Raw genomic sequence first — 25,493 nt, forward strand, 5'->3', positions numbered from 1 at the left:
AAAAAAATAAAGAACTTAAATTAGGGGGGGAGGAGTATTTATTAGAGGAAATTCCATAATAGAATCCCCTCATCTACTACTATTTTTTTTTATATTATTTTATTGTTAATGGTATTTCAAATCTTTTCATATTATAAAGCCTGTTTTCACCAACAATTAAGGAAATTGTATGATTTCCAGACTTCATATTACATGTATTAAGGTTGAGTCTTATTTTACCATCAACTATTGTTGTTGTATTTTGTGTTTTACCATTAATTTTTATGGCAATTTTACTGTTTGTTGTAATTTGTTTTCCAACTTCATCACATAATGTAATGTTAAGTGTTGTATTTTCACCTTTTGGTGTATCAATTTGTATTGAAACATCATCAAGGTCTGATTTTATGATACTTGTTTTAACTGTCTGATTTTCCTGGATGTAATTTTTAGCCCTGTAATGAGCACTTATATTTACACTACCTGCATTATATGCTGATGTTAGAATGTAATTTAGTTGTGCAGTATTGTTTTTAACATCAACTGTGATTGTTCTACCATTTTCATCTTTTAATGTTTTACCATTAATTTTAAATATTACAAATCCCTCATTTAATGTACGTCCTGCATCATCAATTGTTACATTTAAAGATAAATTCTGTGTTGTTTTAGGATTATTTACATCAATATTCATTTTAATATTACGTTCAACAATGCAAAGATTAATATTTTGCTCTTTATAGTCATAGAATGAATTTTTTGCAAATTTAAATGTTAATGTATAGTTTTTAAGCTGTAATTTAGCAGTATTAAGTGTAACATTAAGTACTCCATTTTGCATTGTATAATCTGTAAATGTTTTATTATTTAACTTAATGACAACCTTAGTATTTCCAACTAATTGTTTTGCTTTAATATCATTAACTACTATGTTAATATTTGTCATGTCATATGCTTTTGTTGTAATATCTGTAAGTTTTATATCCTCAATTGTTAATCTTTTTAGTGTAAATTGTTCTGTTGATTTTGTTGTATTATAGCATCTATCACCAATATATGTTACAACAATATCATATACTCCACATCCTATATTGTTTGGTAGTTGATATTTATATCGGCTTGATGAATTTATAACCTCAGTTTTTAATGTATTTCCATTTTCATCTTTTATTGTTTTACCATTAATTTTATAAATTACAAATCCACCATCTTCTTTTATTTTTCCTCCATCTTCATCAATAAGGTCAACTTTTATGTCAACTATATTCATTACCTTTGGACTATTAGGTGTAATATTAATTGTTAAATCACGTCTTATTATCTCAAAGTATGTATCTTCACATATCTTTTGATCTAAATTGTTAATAACTACACTAATTTTATATTCTGAAGGATCAAAAAATGATATATTAAGTGATGTATTAAATTTTCCATCTATAACTTTCACATTTTCATATGCACCATCATCAATAAATATTGTAGCTTCTATTTCATGATCTAGTAGTTGTCCATTGTTTGTAATATTTCCTGAAACTATTATATTTTCATCACTATATCTTTTAAGTTGTCCTATTTCATCAATATTGATCTTAAGATCATCAGATTTAGTTGTATATACTACATTAATATCACATGTATTATATGATGGATATTCAATTTTCACAGTATTTCTACCTGCAGTTTTAAATGTATAATTTATTGATACTACTTTACTAGTTTCATTAATTGTTCCAATAATTTTACTTTCTTCAGGATAGAATGATACAAGTTCAGACATATCTATTTTTTTAAGTACTATTGGTGAGTGTATTGTCAGCATATCAAATGGATAGTCAAGTTTTATTGTATTGTTAATTGTGGTATTTATTATTGTAATATGTTCTGCTGAAAATATTGTTGTATTAAAACAATCAAAGTTGTCAATAAATGTAGATCCATTAATTATAAGATTATTATCATAGTTGTAAATTGCACTTCCATATTTTTCTGCAGTATTATTTTTAAATGTTGAATTTATTATATTACATTTCTTGTCAAGAAAATCATATATAACACCAGCATTTTGTGCATTTGATGTAAATGTTGAATTTATCACATCTACTGTGGCATTTTGTATGTATAATACTCCACCATATTTTATAGCTGTGTTATTTGTGAAGTTTGAATTTGTAATTATTGCTGTTGAATTTCGCATTATAAAGTTTACTCCACCACTTGTTGTTGCATTGTTGTTTGTGAAGTTTGAATCTGTAATATTTAATGTTCCATTACTACTTAATGATATATCATTATAGTTTACTCCACCTTCACGTGTTACAGAATTTCCATGGAAGTTTGAAGTAATTATTGTCATATTTCCAGTATTATGATTTACACCACCACTACGTGCCTGGTTATTTGTGAAGTTTGATGATTTTATTATCATAGTTGAAAATCCATGATTAAAGTTTACTCCACCTTCTCCACCACGTTTTAAGGTTTTATTTACAATTGCCTTATTTCTATCAAAGTTACAATCAACAATAAGCATATATCCATAGTTGAAGTTTACTCCACCTGTAAGACCAGTATTATCTGTGAAATTTGAGGATTTATAAGACATATTTCCAAGATTATATGCTACTCCTCCACCAAATTGCTGACTACTTCCACCATTGCAATATTCTGTGTTATTTCTGAAATTTGAATTTGTAACATTCATACATCCTGTATTGATTATAACCATACCACTACCATAGCGTTCACTGTTTTCAATGATATTATCTGTGAAATTTGAATTGTTAATTGTTGTATTTCCATGATTTATTATTACAGAACCATTTTCTGCTCTACAGTTATTTACTGTGATATTTTCAAGATGTAGTGTATATCCATTTGTAACTGTTATAAATCTGTATGCTTTATTACCATCTAGTATTATATTGTTTGCATTTATTGTAAGTGTCTTTGTTGTGTGTGTAGTGTTTCCCCAGTTAATTGTCTTTGTAATATTATAATTACCAGGATTAAGATTTATTGTTTCTGCATTTTCATTTGAATTTATTTTTATATCTTCAATCGTATTATATAGTTCATCATAGCTTGATACATCATGTCCTCCTTTTTTGTTTTGTTTTATCTCTCTTATCTGTTGTTTATTAATTTTATCAGATGATAAAGTAGTGTTTTTCACATCAGCATTTGTATTTATTTGATAACTACTGTTGTTTTGATGTGAAATTGTATCATCTTGAATATTATCTATATTTTGAGCATTTACTGCTGTAATTGTTATGAAAAATAATAATATGCAGATAAAAGAAATAAAACTTCTTCTATCAAGTTTCATAATATTTAACATTCCAATTAAATAATTTTTTCATATAAAAAAATTTTTTGCTCAAATTAAATACTTAATTTTCTTTAGATTAAATACATTGAAAAAAATTTTAATATAATATAATATAATTTATTTTTAGTTTTATATTAATATTAATCAATTACTTTTTAAAAATACTATTTTTTATCTATCAATTTTATTTTAAAAACAAATTTATTAAAAGTAGATTAATTATTTAAATTTATAACTAATTGATTCTTATTTAAACACTAATGGGGGGGTATTTTCTATTTTTATAAAAATAAAAGGAGTTTAATTTTTTGAATAATTTTATTTATATGATTTGTAATTTTATATTAAAAATTAAGATAAAACAACATTTCTATTTAAAAAAAGGTCTTCTAGTATTTCTTTAATTTAATTTAAAACAAGTAAATAGCTGTAGTTGTAAATTATTTACTAAAAAAATGTAGATTATATAAATCTTGAAAGTTTTCATGTTTAAATAGTATTAAAAGTTGGAAAATTCAAAAAAAAGTAGATTATATTTAAAAAAACCAGTATTTAAAAAAAATAATAAGAAAAATATGGTTAAAATCTTTAAAAAGTAGTGAAAAAGATTTCCATATTTTTTTTCCTTTAATTTTTTTAAGTATTATTCTAAAATTTTAAATAAGTATTTTCTAATAGGATGATAAACTATTAAAATACGTCCCAGTTATCACTCTAGGATTGTATCTTAACTACTATTTTTCATTCAAATCAAAAAAAATTTTATAAATTACAATTTTATTATTAATTTTTGAGTTTAAATTGTATTTACTGATGTTACTAGTTGAATATTATTGTTTTGTTATTAATTTAACTCATTTTTTCATAATAACGTAATTTATTAGCATTTTTCATGCTATGATATTATATGATAAATAAAAGAAAATTTATTTCTTTCATATTTAAATTCAAATCTAGTGTATAAATTAATCAAAAAAAAGTAATTTAAGTAAAATAATATATTTAAAGTTATTTTAGTAAATTACTAGTTTCACATAATTTATTAATTATTATATTATAATACATTCTTTATATATGTTTCATAGCTTTCATACTAAAATTTAGTTAAAACTAATAAAAATAAAAAATAATTTAATCACATTTAAAAATTGTTTAAATAATATTTATATATTATAAACGACCTTTTTTTATTTTAAATTAATAAAAAAAAGTAAAAAAATTATATTCTATTTTTAACATAAATAATACTTAGATAATAAAAACAATAAAATTGTAGTATTTTTTAATAATATTATAATTAAAATTTTTTTACAAAAAAAGAAACATAAAAAAAATTACAACTTTTTCTTTTTTATACAATATAATTTAGGAGACATACATTAAATGAGTAATAATGAGATTCCAAAAGACTATGATCATAGTCAGGAAGATGAATTACAAACTTTATGGCAGAAAAAGAATCTTTACAGATTTATTGGTGATGGAACAAAACCAACATACATCATAGATACACCACCACCATATCCAACAGGTAAACTTCACATGGGACACGTACTAAACTGGGTTTACATGGATATAATTGCAAGATATAAACGTATGAACAACTATGATGTACTATTTCCACAAGGATGGGACTGTCATGGACTACCAACTGAGGTAAAAGTAGAAGAAATACATGACATCAAAAAGAACGATGTATCACGTGAAACATTCAGAAAATACTGTATTGACCTAACACATGAAAACATTGAAAAAATGCAAATACAAATGCAGAAAATGGGGTACTCCCAGGACTGGGATCATGAATACATCACCATGCTTGATGAAAATAAGATGAGAACACAACTATCATTCCTTAAATTATATGATCAAGACATGATATACCAGGATATTCACCCAATTAACTGGTGTCCACGTTGTGAAACAGCAATAGCATTTGCAGAAGTAGAATATTCAGATAATACAACAAAACTAAACTATGTAAACTTCCCATCAACAGATGGAGATGGAAATGTAACAATTGCAACAACAAGACCAGAACTACTCTGTGCATGTGTAGCAGTAGTTGTACATCCTGACGATGAAAGATACACCTATCTTCATGGAAAAACACTAACACTTCCAATATATGAACGTCAAGTAAAAGTAATAACTGATGAATCAGTAGACCCAGAATATGGTACAGGTGCTGTAATGATCTGTACATTTGGGGATAAAACAGACGTTGAATGGGTAACACGTTATGATCTTGATGTTATCAATGCAATTGATGAAAAAGGAAACATGGAAGAAGTTGCAGGAAAATACTCAGGAATGGCAATAAAAGAATGTCGTGCTGCAATAATTGAAGATCTTACAGATCTAGGATATCTAATAAAACAAGAAGATGTAGATCAAAATGTAGGACTATGTTGGAGATGTAAAACTCCAATTGAAATAATGACCAAAAAACAATGGTTTGTAGCAGCAAGTAAGATGAGTGAAGACATCATAGAACAGGCAAAAGCTATGCGTTGGGTACCAGAACATATGTATCAAAGACTTGAAAACTGGACAAACTCCATGGACTGGGACTGGTGTATATCAAGACAAAGAATCTTTGCAACCCCTATACCTGTATGGTACTGTGATGATTGTCACAATGTTGTACTTCCAAGTGAAGAACAACTACCTGTAGATCCAACAGTAGATCAGCCAGATCATGCATGTAGCTGTGGATGTACACACTTCACACCAGAAGAAGATGTACTAGATACATGGATGGACAGCTCAATTACACCACTTACAATTGCAGACTGGCCAAATCCTGGATGGGAAAATATCTACCCTGCAACACTAAGACCACAAGGACATGACATTATAAGAACATGGGCATTTTATACTATTCTTAGATGTTATGCATTAACTGATGAAAAACCATTTGATGAAATCATGGTAAATGGTATGGTATTTGGTGAAGATGGACATAAAATGAGTAAATCACTAGGAAATGTAATTGCACCAGAGGAAGTAATAGAAGAATATGGTGCAGATGCACTAAGACTCTGGGCTGCAAACAGTACACCTGGATCTGATGTACCATTTGGATGGAAAGATATAAAACATGCATATAAATTCCTACGTAAATTCTGGAATGCATTCAGATTTATCAGCATGAACCTTGATGATGAAACACCAGATGAACTTACATCAAATAATATCATAGACAGATGGCTACTTTCAAAACTTAACCGTTTAAATAAAACAGTAACAAATGCATTTGAAGAATACAACTTTGCAAAAGCAGAACAGGCAATATATGACTTTGTATGGCATGACTTCTGTGATGAATACATAGAAGCTGTAAAATACAGATTATATGATGAACTTGACACAACAGCAGATGCAAAATACACACTCAAACATACAATAGAAACAGTACTAAAACTTATGGCACCAATTACACCGTTCTTTGCAGATAGTGTAAATGGATATCTTGGAAATACTTCTGAAGATCTTCATATAGGTGGATGGCCAGAAATTAATGAAGAATTAATATCAGATGATATAGAACTTATTGGAAGCTATGCAATTGATATTATAGATGAACTTAGACGTTATAAATCATCACATGGAATAGCACTAAATCAGCCACTTACAACTGTAAATATCTACACACAAGATATTGATAAAGTAGAAGCTACAGTTGATGATATTAAAAATACAAATCGTGTAGAAAATATGGCTGTATTTGAAGGAAAACCAGACCTACAAGAGAAAGTTATAGAAGTAGAACCTGTTATGAGTGTTATAGGACCAGAATTTAAAGGTGATGCTAAGAAAATTATCAGCTACATCCAATCAACTGATGCATCAGTTATTGCACAACAACTTGAAGATAATGGATATGTAGATGTAGATGGTATAAGATTTACAGATGAGCATATCACCAAAAAATCAGAACTTCTCAGTGAAACAGGAGAAGTTGTAGATATACTAAAAACACCAAACATGAATGTAATACTTGAAGTACAAAAATAAACAATAAAAAATGGGAAATAGTATTATATAAACTGAAGCATTAAACTTCAAATAAAAATATAATACAAATACACATCATATTTCCCCTTTTTTTCAAACTTTTCTCTTTTTTTTAGGAATTAAAATTTTTTTCTATTTTTCCACTAATAAAAAAATAATTTTAATAAAAATCCAACATAAATAAATAATTAGGAGTTTAGATAGTTATGGATTTAGAAGTAAAAAAAGTTGACCAAATAACAGGTACAATAAAAGCACCAGCATCAAAAAGCTACTCACACAGAGCCTTTATTGCAGCAGCACTAGCAGAAGGTGAATCAGTACTACGTGATCCCCTATATTCAGAAGATACTCTTGCAACCCTTGAAGCATGTGAAAAACTTGGAGCACTTTTCCAGAGATTTCCAGATAAATGTATAGTACAAGGAACAGCAGGATATATAAGAACACCAGATGATATAATAGATGTTAAAAACTCAGGAACATCAATAAGAATACTAAGTAGTATTGCAGCAATAGCACCAAGAGCAAACTTCACAGTATTTACAGGTGATGAATCACTAAGAAAAAGACCAATGGCAGATCTTATAGATGCACTAGAAAATCTAGGTGTAATGATATACTCAGCACAAAACAATGGAACACCACCAATAATTGTAAAAGGTGGATTTGATGGTGGAGAAACAGACATAAAAGGTGATGTAAGTAGTCAATTTATATCATCAATACTAATGGCAGCAGCATACTCTAAAAATCCTGTAACATTAAATGTACGTGGAAAATTTGTATCAAAACCATACGTTAAAATGACACTCTCTGTAATGGCAAAGTTCGGAATACAATTTGAATATGACACATCAAATGAGCCAGAATACTCATCATACTACATAGAACCACAAAAATATGAATGTACAGACTATACAATTGAAGGAGATTACTCATCAGCATCATACATAATTGCAGCAGCAGCACTAATGAAGTCAGATATAACAATTAAAAATCTCTACAAAAACTCAATGCAGGGAGATAAACTAATAGTTGACATAATCAAGAAAATGGGTGCAACAGTAGATGTTAATGAAATGGACATTCACATAAAAAGTAATGGAAATCTCAGAGCATTTGACATAAACCTATCTAATGCACCAGATCTTCTTCCTACAGTTGCAATACTAATGGCAGCAGCAGATGGAACATCAAAAATTAGTGGTGTAGAACATGCAAGATTTAAAGAAACAGACCGTGTACATAACTGTGCAATAGAACTTGAAAATGTAGGAGTTGAAGTAGAGGAATTCCAGGATGGAATAATAATTAAAGGAAATCCAACAGGAGGAGTTGTTAACTCACACCTTGATCATCGTATGGTAATGGCATTTTATGTACTGGGACTTAAAATTGGAAATATCACAATAAAAGATGCAGCATGCTATGATATATCATTCCCTAACTTCCTTGAAGTAATGCATAAAATATCACAATAAAGAGGTTGTGTTAATTAATGACTTATGAAAAATATATGGGAGACTTCACAGTTGATGATATAAAACGTATCATAGATACACTTGAATCTATCTTTCAAAGACGTACATTTTCTCATCTTTCAGCATATGAAGTACTTGTTCGAACCATACTATCCCAGAGAACACGTGATGAAAATACAGATAAGGCAACAGAAGAACTTCTAAGTATATATCCTACAATGGAAGATATAGCAAATGCACCAGTTGATGAAATTGCAAAACTCATAAAATCAGCAGGTTTCTATAATGTAAAAGCAAAACGTATCAAGGAAGTATCACAGATATTACTTGAAGACTATGATGGTATAGTACCAGATACTGTTGATGAACTTATTAAACTTCCAGGTGTAGGACGTAAAACTGCAAACTGTGTTCTTGTATTTGGATTTCAAAAAGATGCAATACCTGTAGATGTACATGTTCACAGAATATCAAATCGTCTAGGTCTTGTTAAAACTGATGAACCAGAACTTACAGAGGCAGTACTATGTGAGATGATACCCCAGGAGTACTGGATTCCTATTAATGATTTAATGGTACAGTTTGGTCAGAATATCTGCAAACCTATATCACCAAGACATGATATGTGTCCATTTACAGATATTTGTAAATTATATAATTCATAAAATGTGTGAGGAATAAATTTTTCAAATTTTCTTCACATCTTTCTTTTTTTCTATTATTTTTTTTATTTTAAAACTAAAATAACCTCCTTTTAACTCTTTTTAGCAATTAAAGTATATTTTAATAGTTTTTTAATAGTTAATTGTTTTTATAAATATTTTATTTAATTATTTTAATTAAAAGAAACATAAATAATAAATGTTTTAATTAATATTTAAAATAAAAGTTTATATGAAAATTAAAAGAAATACTCTTAAAATAGTTTAATTTAATACTAGATGGAGATAAAAAAAAATTTTCATATACATATAATTAAAATCAATGGTAAAATTATAGAAGATAAAAAAAATTGGGAAAAAATTCTTTTTTTTTATCTAATGAATAATTTCAAACCACACGGGAGTTAAAATATGAGTAAATCTAACGATACATATACAAAGCCTATCGTGTATGTATTAAATCCTTCATGTCAAATTGAAGATCTTGAAATTGGAAGTGACTATGAAGGAGTCATTACTAGAGTGGAAAAATATGGATTTTTTGTAAGTCTAAGTAAAAGTGTATATGGACTTCTAAGAACCCGTAATCCAAAAGAAAAAGTTGGAGACAAGGTTGTTGTAAAAATATCAGAAATCAAGCCACACAAAGGTAAGATGGATGTAGATCTTGGATATTCCAAAACCAAATATGGTAATGACTATGAAACAATTACAGTAAAACGTAACATTAAAAAGACAAAAATTGAAGACTTATCAGAAGATATAATAGGTCGTAACATAGCAATTAATGGTGAAATCATCCAGATTCAACAAACAAGTGGACCTACAATCTTTACAGTACGTGATGAAACAGACATTACATGGGCTGCAGCATTTAATGAGCCTGGTGTAAGAATGTATCCTGAACTTGAAGTAGATGATGTTGTAGAAATTCTAGGTGAAGTATCACTACACAGTGGTAAAATTCAGATAGAATCAGAATCCATTGAAAAACTTGATGATGATGAAGCTGAAGAACTTAGAAAATCTATAGATCTTGCAGTAGATAAGAAATCTGAATCACCAGATACATCTGTAATGATTGAAAGTGAAGTACTAGATAAACTAAGACCAAAACTTGCAAAAGCTGCAAAGGCAATTAGACGTGCAATCTATGATGGAAGATCAATTCTTGTACGCCACCATGCTGATGCTGATGGTATATGTTCTGGTATTGCAGTAGAACAAGCTGTACTTCCATTATTACGCGAAGAAAGTAATGATGCAGATGCAGAATGGCACTTCTTTAAAAGATCACCAAGTAAAGCACCATTTTATGAACTTGAAGATGTTGTAAAAGATTTATCATTTGCACTTGAAGATCAAGAACGTCACGGACAAAAACTACCACTTCTTGTACTACTTGATAATGGTTCAACAGAAGAAGATGTAGCAGCATTAAGACATTCAAAAGTATTTGGAATTGAATCTGTTGTTGTAGATCATCACTATCCTGGTGAAGTTGAAGATGGACGTGCACTTATTGATGATTATGTAGATATACATGTAAATCCATACCTTGTAGGTGGAGATTCACAACTTACAGCAGGAGCACTAGCAGTAGAACTTGCAGGTATGATAAATCCTGATATTCGTGATAAAATCAGACATTTCCCTGCAATAGCAGCAGTTGGTGATCATGCAGAATGTAGTGAAGTTGACCAGTATCTTGAAATTGCAAAAGAAGAAGGTTATTCACGTGATGATTTAGATCGTATAGCAACATGTGTTGACTTTGAAGCATACTTCCTAAGATTTAATAATGGTCGTGGAATTATGAATACTCTACTTGGTCTTGAAGAAAAAGAACGTCAAGAAGAGTTAGTTGACATATTAATGGCAGAATCAGATAAAAGAGTTGACACTCAACTTAAAGCAGCATTCCCTAATGTTGAAACAGTATTCTTTGATAATGGTATTCAACTTAACAGATTAGATGTTGAAAAATATGCTCATAAATTCACATATCCTGCACCTGGTAAAACAACAGGTTATGTACATGATAAGATTGTACAACAAAAAGGTGAAGATCAGCCTATCATGACACTTGCAAATGGTCCTGATTTTGCTGTACTTAGAGCAACAGAAGTTATTAAAAATGATTTTGACTTTAACTTAAACAATGTAATTACAAAAATACAACAAGAACTTCCACAGGCAGGAGCTGATGGTGGAGGACACGAAGTTGCAGGTTCTCTAAAATTTGTTGAAGGTTTAAGAGATGAAGTTCTAGAATTGTTTATTAAAGAGGTTAAAGATCTAAATAGAGATTAATTAATATAATCTCACCTTTAAACATATTTTCCTCTTTTTTTACTTAATCACCTCTTTAATTATTTATTAACTATTTTTAATGATTTATAGCAATTATTTTCAGTTATTATTCGATTTCATAATTTTTTTATATGTTGTTAATAACAACAAAGTATATAAATATTAACATATATATTACTAATAAGCTAGGTCGGGAGGTTAGTGGTCTCTTGTAAGCTCAAATCCTCTATACGGAGCGACCGAAGTATTTGGAGAGGCATATTAAGTAATTTTAAGCCTATTTTTGTAATGTAGAAGTTTCGTCCCCTGGGATTAGTGGTGGTAGGAGTTTAACTGGAGGGTTAAATTCAACTATCTTAACTAATTGAACGGGTCAGGTCTGGAAAGAAGCAGCTCTGTTTTAGACAGCTGATGTTCAGGGATCAGCGGGGTGGAGTTACGAATTTAGATAACTTATCTTTATAAGGTATGTCCATCCATTTACATGCTACTAAAAAAAATGGTAGTATTTTTATTATTAAAACCATAAAATATATATACTAAAATAGATAAACTATTATATACTTGTTTTCAATTGTAAATGTCGAGGTGGCCCAGCCTGGTACGGCGGTGGCCTGCTAAGCCACTGGAGAGATCTCCACCCGGGTTCGAATCCCGGCCTCGGCGCTTAAAAAACTTTTAACTAATTTTTAATTTTAATTTTTATATAAATATTACACTTTAATTTCTTAATAATAAATTTTATTTTCCAAACAATTTTTATGAAAATTTTTTTATTTACAATACTATAAACATAATAATTAGAATAAAATAAAATTTAAAAACTAAAACAATAAAAAAGGGGAGAAATTAAAGTGTCAGATCAAAATACATTTTTACTAAAAGCAAAAGAAGAAATTAAACAAAAAATAGCAGAAGAAACCAAACAACTAGAATTAATAAAAAAAGAACAACAAGAACTTCAAAGAGCAAAACAGGGATATGCAGATTTTTATGAAAACCTAGTACATTTCTTCAAAGAAAGTATGGAAGATTTTGAAGTAACAGAAGATGAACTATCAGATTATTTCAAAGAAAACATTGATGAGGTATACCAGAACTATGTACAAATAAGATCTGATGCAATAGCAGAAATTGATGCATTAAGCCAGTACATCTCCCATATTAAAAAACAATTAGCATCAAATCAGAGAACACTTAAATTCTACAGATCACAATACATAGACAGTGACTTTTTTGATGAATGTATGCCACTAGTTGCATTATATCAAGATAAAATAGATACATACAATGAAAATATAGCTCTTACAGATGATATAATACATAAACTTGGTGAAATATCAGATAAGCTTGTAGGATGGAATTAAAAAAAAGAGTAAAAAAAATAGAAAAAAAGGTGTGTATGGATTATCTATGCTATTTTTGCAAGACGTTCCATTGCAGTTTGTAGGTTTTCATAGCTTTGTGCATAGGATAATCTTATATATCCTTCACCCATTTCTCCAAATGCATTACCATTTACAAGTACAACATCTTCTTTTAATGCTTTTTGTATGAATTCATCAGGATTGTCTTGTTTGAAAAATACATAAAATGCACCATCAGGACGAATACATTCAACACCCATATCATATAATGAATCAACAACAAGATCACGTCTTTTTCTAAACTCACTTGTCATATCAGATACACATTGTTGTGGACCTGTTAATGCTTCTGTTGCTGCAATTTGTGTTGCTGTGTCAATACATGCAACGTTATATTGATGTACTTTAAGTACTTCATCTATTATTTCACTACATGCAGATAAATATCCTACTCTTAGTCCTGTCATTGCATATGCTTTTGAAAATCCATTTATTGTAACTGCATTGTCTGTATATGCTTGGAAGCTGTAGTGTTTTTTATCATATATGATTTTTTCATAGATTTCATCTGATATTATTATAATATCATTTTCATCTGCAAATTCTGCTATTGCTTTTATTTCATCTTTTGGCATTACAGATCCTGTTGGATTTGCTGGTGAGTTGATAATCATTGCTTTTGTATTTTCTGTTACTGTATTTTCTACATCATCAAGTGTTGTGTTAAATCCATTTTCTGCACTTGTTTTTAGTGCTACTGGATTTGCTCCTGCTATTTTTACAACTTCCCTGTATGATAGAAATCCTGGATCTGGTATTAGCACATCATCTTTTGGATCTATGAGTGCATTTACTGTTGAATATAATGCTTCACTTGCACCTACTGTTAGTATTACATTATCTGCTGTTGTGTTGATGTTATTGTCTTTTTTTAGTTTATCTACAATTGTTTCTCTTAGTTTTACTTCTCCTTTGTTTTGTGAATAATGTGTATATCCTTCATCTAGTGCATTTTTTAGTGCATCTATTATGTGTTTTGGTGTGTCAAAGTCTGGTTCTCCAAGTGCAAGATTTATTGCTGTTGGTGATGCTTGTTCAAACATTTTTCTTACTTGTGATAAGTTTATATCAGATACTCTTTGTGCTCCATATTGCATGTTATATTCCTTTCCTTAAAATTTATTATATTCCTTTTTAATAGTTTTTTTTCTTAAAATCAATATAGTATTATATTTGTTTATTTTTACATAAAAATAGATTTATTTTTTCTTCAATTATATATAAAATTATTTTAATGTTAACTTAAAGATATAAATTAAAAACACAAAAAAAGTTTATAAAATTATAAAACTATTATTTTTCAGGTGATATATTGGAGAATGTAGAAGCTAGTAATTCAAATATTGAAATGATACGTGGTGATCCTAAAGTTGCACTTAAAAAGCTTGCCTGGCCATTAATTTTTACACTTGTTCTTAACATGGTTTATAATCTTGTTGATAGAATATGGGTTGCAGGTCTTGGTGCAGGTCCTCTTGCTGCTATTGGTTTTATTTTACCTATCTTTATGATGATTAGTGGTATTGGTAATGGTTTTGGATCTGGTGCAAATTCTGTTATTTCACGATATATTGGTGCAAAAGATAAGGATAATGCATCAAATAGTGCAATTCATTCGATTCTTATTGGTATTGTTATATCAATATTAATTCCACTTTTGCTTTTGCCATTTCTTGGTGATTTACTTGTTATGATGGGTGCAGGTAATGTTTTATCTTATGCATCAGATTATGCAACTATTATTATTTTAGGTTCATTTACATTGGTACTTAATGGTATTCTTTCAAGTCAGCTAAGGGCTGAAGGTGATATTAAGCGTGCATCACGTGCTCTTATAATTACTGGTGTTCTTAATATGGCTATTGATCCTATTTTTATCTATACTTTTAATCTTGGAGTTCGTGGTGCTGCTATTGCAACGATATTATCTGCACTTGTTGCAACAGTTCTTATGTTTTACTGGATTTTAGTTAAAAAAGATACATATGTTAATGTGGAGGGTAGTTATTTTAAGTTTTCACCTACAATTATACGTGAAATTATTTCTGTTGCAATTCCTGGTACTGTTGAGGAAGTTATAATGTCAAGTGTTGCTATTATGATTAATGCTACTCTTGCAGTAATTGCTACAACTGAGGTTATTGCAGCATATACTGCAGCTTGGAGTATTGTTGATATTGCTATGATGATTCCTCTTGGTATTGCTACTGCAGCAATTACTGTTGCAGGTGTTGCATATGGTGCACGTGATATTAGGCGTGTTGATTTTGTGTGTAATTATTCAATAAAGCTTTCAATGATTCTTGTGGTTGTTGTATTTATTGTTATTGAAATTTTTGCACCTCAAATTGCAATGATCTTTTCATATTCATCTCCTGGTGCATTTAATGGATTAGTTTGTGATGTTTTAAGAATTCTTGCATTGTTTATATTAACTGTTCCTGCAGGTATTTGTTGTGCATTTGTATTTCAGGCTATTGGACGTGGTATGATTTCACTTATCTTAACAATTCTTCGTGAGGTTGTATTTGTTCTTATTGCATTATTTATTCTTGTTGATGTGATGCATCTTGGTGCTATTGGTGTTTATCTTTGTATGACTCTTGGTGGTCTTATGGGTGGTATTGTTGCAATTGTAGCATTTAAGTATTATATCAGAAAAATTGAAGCCTTTGAGGGAGCTTCAATTTAATTTTTTTCTTCTTTTTTTTATATTTTTTTTAGTAGTAACTTTTATATATTATAACTTAATTAACTATTACTAACAACAGTTGCATATGCAACTATTTACATATTAAATAATTGTATTTACAATTATAATTATTTTAAGTAATTTTAAATAAATATTGAAATTTTTCAAAAAACAAATTAAATAAAATATATTTACAATACTAATAATTTTTTTTATTTTAACAAAAAAAGAGAAAAACACAACAAAATATAAAACAAAAGGAGAGGTGAAAGATTGCATCAAAATGAAAATGATGACACAACTAAAGTAGATGTAATACGAGGAGATCCAAAAGTAGCACTAAAAACCATAGCATGGCCTATGATATTTACACTTGTACTAAACATGATATATAACATGGTAGATAGAGTATGGGTAGCAGGACTAGGAGCAGATCCACTAGCTGCAATAGGATTTGTAGCACCAATATTTATCATAATAGGTGGAATAGGAAATGGATTTGGAGCAGGAGCAAACTCCCTCATATCACGATACATCGGAGCAAAAGATAAACAAAACGCATCAAATAGTGCAATACATTCAATACTAATAGCCCTGGCACTATCAATAATAATACCAATAATACTCATGCCACTACTAAAACAATTACTACTTCTTATGGGAGCAGAAAGTGTACTTAAACTTGCAACAGACTATGCAACAATCATCATTATTGGAGGATTTACACTCATATTCAATGGAGTACTTTCAAGTCAACTAAGAGCAGAAGGAGATGTAAATCGTGCAACAAAAGCACTTGTAATAACAGGTATATTAAACATAATAATAGATCCAATATTCATATATGTACTAAATCTAGGAGTAGCAGGAGCAGCAATAGCAACAGTATTATCAGCACTTGTTGCAACAGTCCTAATGCTTTACTGGATTTTAGTTAAAAAAGATACATATGTTGATGTAGGACGTGACCAATTTAAATTCAGTCCAAAAATTATCAAAGAAATCATTGCAGTAGCAGTACCAGGAAGTGTAGAACAAGTAATTATCTCACTCATATCAATTGTAATGAATGCAGTACTTGCAATGGTAGCATCAACAGATGTAATTGCAGCATTCACAGCAGCATTTAGTATAATACAGGTAGGAATGATGTTCCCAGTAGGAATTGCAACAGCAGCAATTACAGTTGCAGGAGTAGCATATGGAGCACGTGACTTTAAAAGAGTTGAATTTGTATGTAAATATGCAATAAAACTATCAATGTCTATAGTAATAGTAATTGTAGCATTAATGGCAATCTTTGCACCACAAATTGCAATGCTATTTAGTTATTCAGCAGCAACAGCATCACTCAATGCACTAGTAACTGAAGCACTACGTGTATTACTTGTATTTTTAATTGGTGTACCTGTAGGATTATGCTGTGCATTTACATTCCAAGGAATAGGAAAAGGAACAATATCACTCATACTTACAATTCTAAGAGAAGCAGTATTTGTACTAGTATTTTTATACTTATTTGTATTCGTACTTGGAATGGGACAAATAGGAGCATATCTATCAATGGGTATGGCAGGAGTACTCGGATCAGTAGTAGCAGCAATACTCTTTAAATACTACATGAATAAACTTCAAAAATTTGAAGGAAAAGCACCAGATGAATGCTAAATAACTCAATTTAACCACCCAAATCCACTCTTTTTATTTTTTTAAAAAAAACTACTATTTTTTACTAAGTTATAGATAATTTAATAAATTACACATTAGTAGTAGAAAATAAAATATTACAATAAAATAAAAGATAGAAAAAATATAAATATAAAAATAATAATGAATATTTTTTATCTAAAAAAGTGGTGTTTTAATATATAAATAATATAATAACCAAAAATTTTCTTTAAAGTGATAAAATGAAAAATATAAATGAAAAAGATGAAAATAACCTACATGTAAGTTTTCTTTTTTCAACAACAATAAGACAACATAACATATGGATGAATCAAGTACTAAAGCCATATAATCTATCAGCAAGTGAATTTCCACTACTTATGAAACTACACTTTGATGGTAACATAACACAACATGAACTTGCCGGAGAATTCTACCTAACAGAAGGAACAATAGCAAGAAGTGTACGAAAACTGGAAGATAAAGGATTTATACAAAGAGAAGTTGATGATAACAACAGACGAAAAAAATATGTATCACTAACACCCAGAGGACATGAAGTTGCAATATTTATGCAAGACTTAGAGGAAAAATGGGAAGCAGAAGTAATACGTGAACTTGATACAACTGAAAAAGAAAACTTAAAGAAAATATTAAAAAAAATAGCATTAAAATCATTTAAAATAAAAGATATAATAAAATAATTTAGAATACAAAAAATGAGTGGAGGATTTAATTTTTGATAGAAGAATATAATACTGTTATTAAAAATCCAAGAAAGGTAATAACACGCTTTGCATCATGTTATCCAAATGTATATCGTGTTGCAATGTCATCAATGGGATATCAGATAATATATGACTTTCTTAATGCACGTGAGGATATCTATTGTGAACGTGTAATATATCCACAGACAAAAAGTATTGAGACAAGATCAAACTTATCAGAATTTGACATTGTAAGTTTCACACTACAATTTGAAGAAGACTATCTTAACATGATTGACATGTTAAAGCGAAGTAATATTCCTCTAGAATCAAAAAATAGAAGAGCTAAAGATCCACTTGTAATTGCAGGTGGACCATGTGCTACATCAAATCCACTTCCTATCTCTGAATTTGTTGACATATTCATAGTAGGTGATGCAGAAGTTGTCCTTGATAATGTGATCGATGTATGTAGTGATACAAACGATCCAAGGGCTGATATTTTTGATCTTCTTGACATTCCTGGTGTATATAAGCCAGGCTATCCTGCAAAAAAACAGCAGATAAAATCAATGAAGGATGCATGGAGGCCAATATATCAGATTGTAACAAAAACAGACAATGATAAATTCACACCAGCATTTGGTAGTGATACATTTCTTCTTGAAGTATCACGTGGATGTAGTCGTGGATGTCGTTTTTGTATGAGTGGATGTATGTACAGGCCACGTCGTGAAGTTGACATGGATACACTCATTGACACAGCACTTAAGTGTCGTCATGCAACGGGACAAAATAGAGTAGCACTTCTTGGTGAGGCTGTAAGTGATTATAGTCGTATTGAGGATCTTGTATGGAATCTTTCTGAGGAAGGATTTAATGTTGTTACACCTTCTCTTCGTGTGGAATCAGTATCTGATGAGCTTCTTGAAATACTAAAAAGTAATGGTCTTAAAACTATTACCATTGCACCTGAAACTACTATGTCTCAGAGATTAAAGCTTAATAAGCCAATGAGTGATGAGGAAATTATTTCAACTGTTGATCGTGCTATTGATCTTAAATTTAAGGTGAAGATGTATCTTCTTTTAGGTACTCCTGGTGAGACAACAGAGGATGTTATGGATCTTGTTAATTTCCTTCGTAATATTGTAGGTCGTGGTGTCAGATATAATACTATTAAAACTAGTGTTAATCCTCTTATTCCAAAGCCTCATACTCCACTGCAGTATATGGGCTTTGATTATGATGATATTTTTGAAAAATATAAAAGATATTCATCACGTCTAAAATATAGATATAAGAAGGAGTCACTCAGGAAAGCTACAATGCAGTATGTTCTATCAAATGGTGGTGCTGAGATGAATAAGATTCTTAAAATAGGAGATCAGCTTAAATTTAAGGATTGGTATAAGCTTGCATCTAAGATTAATGAGGTGAAAGCTAAAGATAATGGTAAGCTTCCATGGCATGAAATAGATGTTGGAATTACAGATAAGTATTTAAGACGTGAATATGATAAGATGTTAAATTCCCAGATTACTCCATGGTGTGAGGAGGATAAATGCTATGGTTGTGGTGCATGCTAATGGGAATTTTCTTTTTCTTTTTCTAATTTTTTTATTTTTTTTATTAATTTTTACACTTTTTTTAGGGATAGTTTTTTTATTATATTAAAAAGAGATATTATATTTAGGAAAAATAATTATGTAAAATTTGAGGATTATTATATGGATTATACTTACAATAAGATTGCAGTTGGTGGAACTTTTGATAAGTTTCACAAGGGACATGAACAGTTAATTAAAACAGCTTTTGACATGGCAGAAAATGTCTTAATAGGCGTTTCATCTGATGCATTTGCATCAAGAAAGTCACATAATGTTGAGTGTTGTGAAAAAAGAATTAAAAATGTAAAAGAAGCTATCAAAGATTATGATAATAATTATACTATTATTGAAATTAATGATGCTATGGGTACTGCTGATATTGATGCAAATCTTGATGCTATTGTTGTAAGTGAGGAGACTGAGGAATCTGCTGTTTATATTAATAAGATTCGTCATGAAAATGGTCTTAAGTTACTTGATATTGTTGTTATTAAATGGGTTTTAGCTGATGATAATATTCCTATTTCATCTACTCGTATTCGTAAAGGTGAAATTACACAAGATGGTGTTATTATATCAGACTAGGATTTTTTTTTATCTTCTTTTTTTTTAATTCCCTTTTTTTATCTACTATTACTTTTTTTTTATATTTTATTTATGATTGAATTGTGTGTTGTATTTAGTATTGTTTTTGTATTTGTTGCTATTGTTGTGTAGTAGTTTATTGTGAAGTTTGCAACTACTAGTATTATAATAAGTACTGTTGTAACTATTAGTATTACTTCTATGCTTATTTGTGCTTTTTGGTCTTTTATTATTTTCATGGTGTTGTTGTTTTGTTTGTTAGGTTGTTTCGTATTTGTTGTGCATCTTCTTTTGCTGTGAAGTTTTGTGATTGGCTGAAGTAGTTTGAATATATTTGTAGTGCTACTAATGCTATTATTATTACTCCTCCAAATAGTAGTATGTATTCTGCTGCTGATTGTCCTTTTTGATCTTTTATTATGTTCATCTTTTTTACACCTCCTATTTTGTATTACTAATATTATATTTAGTATTACTTTTTATATAAAGTATTACAATTTAGCTTAAAATCCACATAAAAGTATTACTTATTTTTTTAGTATATAAATAAAATCTATTTAGTAAATAAAAAACAAAAATATAATAATATTAAAACAATAATTTCAAGGAAAAATAGTCAATGAAGATACTAATAATAACATGTGGGGTAGGAATAGGACATGCATCAAGAAGTCTTACACTATCAAAGATTCTAAAAAAACATGGACATGAAACAATATTTGCAAGCTATAATGCAGGCTTGCATTTCATACATAAAAACAATGAAGAAGTATATCCAATTCCTGCAATGAACTTCCAAGGAGAAGATGGGGAAATTGATATTGAAAAAACAGTATCAAAATCAAAAGACATACCATTTACCTTTATAAAATCCTTAATTGAAGAATATAAGATAATTAAAAAAACAAACCCTGACATTATTATTACAGATTCAGACTATGGAGCTGTATTTGTTTCAAAAATACTAAAAAAGCCATGCTATATTATAACAAATGACCTGGAATTTGGATTTTCAAATTCAACAGATAAAAGATACATAAAATACCTTGAAAAATTTATTAAAAAACTAATCCTGGGAATTTCAAAACTAGCAGATGCAATACTAATACCTGACATTCCAGGATCTGTTGATGTACCCAGGAAACTTGAAGATAAAACACATTTTATAGGATCACTCATATATCATGATGAAACACTCACAAAAGATGATTTACGTCGTAAATATGGTGTTGGTGTTGATGCTAAAGTTATTGTTGTAACAATTGGTGGAAGTGATTTTGGTAAAATATTAATAGAAAATATGTGTGATATAGCCCACACACTTGATGTTGATTATATTTACATGTTCACTGGTTTTGAAATAAATCCTGATGAATTTAAATGTAAAGTTAGGAGTAATAATGTTATAATAAAACAGTTTACATACAACTTAGTTGAATGGATGAAACTTTCTGATTTAACAGTTGCACTTGCAGGACACACAACAACAATGGAATTAATATCAATAGCAAAACCCAACATACTAATACCACTAAAAAATCATATAGAACAACAAAAAAATATAGAAAGAATAAAGCCATATAATATAACACAAACACTAGATATAAATAATAAAGATCAACTAAAAACAACAATAAATGAAACACTAAAAAAACTAGATACAATAAAAGTAGATGAAAAACAACACAAAGAATTTATGAAATATGATGGCTGTCAAAATACATTAAAAATAATAGAAGAAAACAACATATAAAACAAAATAATGAAAAAAATAATTATAATATAAAATATTAGGTGATTTATTATGGATATTAAATATTATGGACATTCAGCATTCCAGATAACAACACAAGAAGGACTTAAAATATTAATAGACCCATTTATAAGTGGAAATGAAAAATGTTTAACACCAGTAGAGCTAATAAATCCTGATGTAATACTAATAACACATGGACATTCAGACCACTTTGGTGATGCAATGGAAATTGCAAATAATTCATCAGCACTTATCATAGGAACACATGAAATTGCAAACTTCATACAAAAACAGGGACTTGAAGCTATAGGAATGAATATTGGTGGAACTGTATCAATTAATGATCTTGTAAATATTTCAATGGTAGATGCAAAACATACATCTTCACTTGACTTTACAGAAAATGCAGAAGTAGGAGGATCTGCAATAGGATATATAATAACACTTGAAAATGGAAAGAAAATCTACTTTGCAGGAGATACAGGACTTTTTGGTGATATGAAAACAGTTATTGGTGATATTTACAAACCTGACATTGCATTGCTTCCAATTGGTGATAGATTTACAATGGGACCTGAAGATGCAGCAATTGCAGCTAAATGGTTAAATGTACGTATTGTAATTCCTATGCATTATAATACATTCGATGCAATAGCACAAGATCCTGAATTGTTTGCTGATATGGTTTCAGAAAAAGCTGCAGGTACATATACTGTAATTCTTGATCCTGGAGAAACATACTCTGAAGAATAAAAATATTTTTTTTTCCTAATCTTCCTCTTCTTTTTTTTTAATTCTTTATTTTTTCAAATAATAATTTAAGTACATGTAGCTGTAGTTTTTAATTTTTAATAAAAATAGTTATGATATGTATTTAAATGAATTTATACTTTGATATAATCTATGATATTGATTAAATATTGATAAATATTGTATCTAAAATTAATTAAAATTAATAATAAAAAAAATAAAAAAAATAAAGTTTTTAGTGGGGTGGTGATTTGTATAATTTATCATCTAATTACTATTTCTTTTTGAAATAACTGAATTTAATTTATTTATCTCATATACCACAACAAGTAGTATTGGCCATACACCTATTCTTCCAATCCAGAATTCAAGAATCATTACAAGTTTAACAACAGCTGGTGCTCCAACATTAATATATTCAGGTCCAACACCAATATTACCAATAGCAGATGCAGAAAGAGCATAAGCAACTTGTATATCATTACAAAATACCAGAATTATAGTTGCACTTACAACAAATATCAACAGATAGGCTATAATATACATTATAATTGGCCTAATTTCTGTATATGACAATTCAATATTACGACCATCATGTTGTACTTTTTTTACATTCACTGAATTTTTAGGTAAAAAGATTGTCTGACCTTCCCACCATACACTTTTAAGAAGTAAATATATGTTATAAAGCTTAATTCCCCCAGCTGTAGAACATATTCCTCCTCCACAAAACATTACAATTATCAGTATATGATAACAAAATGGTGACCACATATTAATATCTGTTGATGTAAATCCAGTACTTGACATTACAGAGATAACCTGGAAAAGTGCATGTCTGAGTGTTATAAATACATCAGAGCCATATGTATGACTTGAAAGATGTGATAATGTTATAAGAATTGTAGCAGTAGCAATTAATGCAAACATTGTCTTTGTTTCAGAATCCTTATAAAATGCCTTGAAATTTCCTTTTATTAATCTGTATATAAGTATAAAGTTTGTACTTCCAAGTAACATCTGTATTATTGTTACAATCTGCACAGGAAGTGAACTAAATCCTCCAACACTGTCAGGATATATTGAAAATCCTCCAGTTGCAATAGCTGCCATCATATAACAGAGTGAATCAAATAAGTCAAGACCAACCATTATATATAATGCCACACCAATAGCTGAAATTAGCAGATATAACTTTATAAATATGATAGATGTATGACGTATATTTGGTGTCATCTGCTCTGTTCTACCTTCTGCTGTGTAGAGCTGATTTAATTTTCCTGTTGTTGGAACAAGTACTAGTATAAATATAATGAAACCAAGTCCACCAAGCCATTGTGTTAATGCTTGCCAAAGTGCAAGAGAATATGGTGTTCTTGATGCTGGTATAAATGAAAATCCTGTTGTTGTAATACCAGACATTGCCTGGAAGAATGAATCAATTACACCAAGAGTACCTGAAAAGTAGTATGGAAGTCCTGCAAGTAGTGCTGCAACACCCCATATACCAAATACAAAAATTAAATCTCCCTTAAGTGAAAGTTGTGTCTTTTTATAGTCTTTGTAGCTATAATACAATATCAAACCAGGAACAAGTGATATGATAGCTGATGCTATAAATGAGTAAAGATACCTTATGCTATCATTATAAATAATAGCACATCCTACAGGTAATAATAGAAATAATCCAAGGATAATACATATAATTCCAGTAAAATGGGCAATAGCCTTAATTTCACTTGCTTTTAATTTGTTTATAAAAAACGAATTCATTATTACCCGCCTTTTTTTGTGTTTTTAGTTTTAATCCATACAATAAATAATAATACTCTTATTTAAATAAAAAAAATAAAAAAATCCCGAAAAATATTATTAATATTATAATATTATTTACATAATTTCATATGTTAATTGTATTATTTAAATTTATAATAATTAAAAAAATGGGAAAATTTTAAAAAAAAGAAAGGGAAGATATTTTTTTTTAGTTTATTTATAAGATTATTTTTTTATTTTATCTTTTTCATATAATACTACAGAAACAACATCTCGTATTGTTCTTCCTATACTTCCACCAAGACTTCCAAGTACTACTCCACCAATTATTGTAAAAAGTAGTACAATTATAATTGACATTGCAAATGACACATCATTTGTCATCATTAAAAGTGAGCTGAACTTTGGAATGTAGTATGATACGAGAAATATACTGAAAATAAAACATAAAATCATACTTGATGTTGTACATCTAAGAGCTCTGTGTTTTACATTCTTCTTATCTGATGGATTATATAAAAATGCTGCAACAAGTGGTGCCATAATAATGGCAAGTATCACAGCACTTAGAGGATATCCCATAATTCTTCCAATAAATAAGATAAAACTTCCAATAAATAAACCTATTATAATTGACGTAAGATAGTCAAGATTAATATAGTCTAGTTTTATCATAGTTAATCTAAGTATTATTTTTATTTTCTAAAGATTATAATATTTTTTATTATTAAAA

Annotated in this window: 18 protein-coding genes, 1 tRNA gene and 1 other RNA gene; 14 read left to right on the forward strand and 6 right to left on the reverse strand. The window is 29.0% G+C overall.

Going from position 1 to position 25,493, the window contains the following annotated elements:
- Nucleotides 1-94: 94 nt before the first annotated feature.
- Nucleotides 95-3,307, reverse strand: coding sequence for a hypothetical protein (locus MRZ80_RS00460; RefSeq protein WP_292535132.1), 3,213 nt, complete (start codon nt 3,305-3,307; stop codon nt 95-97).
- Nucleotides 3,308-4,693: 1,386 nt separating this feature from the next.
- Here MRZ80_RS00460 and MRZ80_RS00465 point away from each other — a divergent pair.
- The 7 genes from MRZ80_RS00465 to MRZ80_RS00495 all read left to right on the forward strand — a co-directional run bounded on the left by MRZ80_RS00465 (nt 4,694) and on the right by MRZ80_RS00495 (nt 13,156).
- Complete coding sequence (locus tag MRZ80_RS00465; protein WP_292535133.1) at nt 4,694-7,330, forward strand: valine--tRNA ligase; 2,637 nt, start codon at nt 4,694-4,696, stop codon at nt 7,328-7,330.
- Between the two features lie 206 nt (nt 7,331-7,536).
- On the forward strand, nt 7,537-8,814 hold the full coding sequence (gene aroA / locus MRZ80_RS00470) for a 3-phosphoshikimate 1-carboxyvinyltransferase (RefSeq protein ID WP_292535135.1): 1,278 nt from the start codon (nt 7,537-7,539) through the stop codon (nt 8,812-8,814).
- 17 nt (nt 8,815-8,831) lie between these two features.
- On the forward strand, nt 8,832-9,479 hold the full coding sequence (gene nth / locus MRZ80_RS00475) for an endonuclease III (RefSeq protein WP_292535137.1): 648 nt from the start codon (nt 8,832-8,834) through the stop codon (nt 9,477-9,479).
- Between the two features lie 408 nt (nt 9,480-9,887).
- Complete coding sequence (locus MRZ80_RS00480) at nt 9,888-11,789, forward strand: OB-fold nucleic acid binding domain-containing protein (RefSeq protein WP_292535139.1); 1,902 nt, start codon at nt 9,888-9,890, stop codon at nt 11,787-11,789.
- Between the two features lie 178 nt (nt 11,790-11,967).
- An RNA gene (gene ffs / locus MRZ80_RS00485) (signal recognition particle sRNA) lies at nt 11,968-12,282 on the forward strand.
- An 89-nt stretch (nt 12,283-12,371) separates the two neighbouring features.
- A tRNA-Ser gene (locus tag MRZ80_RS00490) sits at nt 12,372-12,455 on the forward strand.
- A 188-nt stretch (nt 12,456-12,643) separates the two neighbouring features.
- Nucleotides 12,644-13,156: a hypothetical protein gene (locus tag MRZ80_RS00495; RefSeq protein WP_292535141.1), complete on the forward strand. Its 513-nt coding sequence runs from the start codon at nt 12,644-12,646 to the stop codon at nt 13,154-13,156.
- A gap of 44 nt (nt 13,157-13,200) precedes the next feature.
- Here MRZ80_RS00495 and MRZ80_RS00500 read toward each other — a convergent pair whose 3' ends face one another.
- Nucleotides 13,201-14,313 carry a pyridoxal phosphate-dependent aminotransferase gene (locus tag MRZ80_RS00500; RefSeq protein ID WP_292535143.1) on the reverse strand — a complete coding sequence of 371 codons (1,113 nt, stop codon included), beginning with the start codon at nt 14,311-14,313 and terminating at the stop codon, nt 13,201-13,203.
- Between the two features lie 215 nt (nt 14,314-14,528).
- On the opposite strand from MRZ80_RS00500, the gene MRZ80_RS00505 reads away from it, so the two are divergent.
- From MRZ80_RS00505 to MRZ80_RS00525, 5 genes are all read left to right on the forward strand, one after another.
- Nucleotides 14,529-15,908 carry an MATE family efflux transporter gene (locus MRZ80_RS00505; protein WP_292535145.1) on the forward strand — a complete coding sequence of 460 codons (1,380 nt, stop codon included), beginning with the start codon at nt 14,529-14,531 and terminating at the stop codon, nt 15,906-15,908.
- Between the two features lie 273 nt (nt 15,909-16,181).
- Nucleotides 16,182-17,576, forward strand: coding sequence for an MATE family efflux transporter (locus MRZ80_RS00510; protein WP_292535147.1), 1,395 nt, complete (start codon nt 16,182-16,184; stop codon nt 17,574-17,576).
- A 242-nt stretch (nt 17,577-17,818) separates the two neighbouring features.
- Nucleotides 17,819-18,280: a MarR family transcriptional regulator gene (locus tag MRZ80_RS00515; RefSeq protein ID WP_292535149.1), complete on the forward strand. Its 462-nt coding sequence runs from the start codon at nt 17,819-17,821 to the stop codon at nt 18,278-18,280.
- Nucleotides 18,281-18,315: 35 nt separating this feature from the next.
- Entirely contained in the window at nt 18,316-19,872 is a 1,557-nt protein-coding gene (locus MRZ80_RS00520) for a radical SAM protein (protein ID WP_292535151.1), read from the forward strand.
- Nucleotides 19,873-20,013: 141 nt separating this feature from the next.
- A complete protein-coding gene (locus MRZ80_RS00525) occupies nt 20,014-20,478 on the forward strand; it encodes a phosphopantetheine adenylyltransferase (RefSeq protein WP_292535153.1) in 465 nt (154 codons plus the stop codon).
- Between the two features lie 59 nt (nt 20,479-20,537).
- Here the strand turns inward: MRZ80_RS00525 and MRZ80_RS00530 are convergent, their stop codons facing one another.
- Together MRZ80_RS00530 and MRZ80_RS00535 are read right to left on the reverse strand one after the other, a co-directional pair.
- Nucleotides 20,538-20,717: a hypothetical protein gene (locus MRZ80_RS00530; RefSeq protein ID WP_292535154.1), complete on the reverse strand. Its 180-nt coding sequence runs from the start codon at nt 20,715-20,717 to the stop codon at nt 20,538-20,540.
- Nucleotides 20,714-20,905 (reverse strand): class III signal peptide-containing protein, encoded by a 192-nt coding sequence (locus MRZ80_RS00535; protein ID WP_292535156.1) that lies wholly within the window; start codon nt 20,903-20,905, stop codon nt 20,714-20,716. The genes MRZ80_RS00530 and MRZ80_RS00535 overlap by 4 nt, the downstream gene beginning before the upstream one ends.
- 192 nt (nt 20,906-21,097) lie before the next feature.
- Here MRZ80_RS00535 and MRZ80_RS00540 point away from each other — a divergent pair, with 192 nt between their 5' ends.
- A complete protein-coding gene (locus MRZ80_RS00540; protein ID WP_292535158.1) occupies nt 21,098-22,231 on the forward strand; it encodes a UDP-N-acetylglucosamine--N-acetylmuramyl-(pentapeptide) pyrophosphoryl-undecaprenol N-acetylglucosamine transferase in 1,134 nt (377 codons plus the stop codon).
- A gap of 51 nt (nt 22,232-22,282) precedes the next feature.
- The gene (locus MRZ80_RS00545; protein ID WP_292535160.1) at nt 22,283-22,987 is read left to right on the forward strand and encodes a metal-dependent hydrolase; all 705 of its coding nucleotides are present in this window, start codon (nt 22,283-22,285) and stop codon (nt 22,985-22,987) included.
- Nucleotides 22,988-23,251: 264 nt separating this feature from the next.
- Here the strand turns inward: MRZ80_RS00545 and MRZ80_RS00550 are convergent, their stop codons facing one another.
- Nucleotides 23,252-24,757: a TrkH family potassium uptake protein gene (locus MRZ80_RS00550; protein ID WP_292535162.1), complete on the reverse strand. Its 1,506-nt coding sequence runs from the start codon at nt 24,755-24,757 to the stop codon at nt 23,252-23,254.
- Between the two features lie 228 nt (nt 24,758-24,985).
- The gene (locus MRZ80_RS00555; protein ID WP_292535163.1) at nt 24,986-25,435 is read right to left on the reverse strand and encodes a DUF5518 domain-containing protein; all 450 of its coding nucleotides are present in this window, start codon (nt 25,433-25,435) and stop codon (nt 24,986-24,988) included.
- Nucleotides 25,436-25,493 lie beyond the last annotated feature (58 nt).

Origin of the sequence: Methanosphaera sp. (genome assembly GCF_022768985.1) — an archaeon.
Taxonomy (GTDB): Archaea; Methanobacteriota; Methanobacteria; order Methanobacteriales; family Methanobacteriaceae; genus Methanosphaera.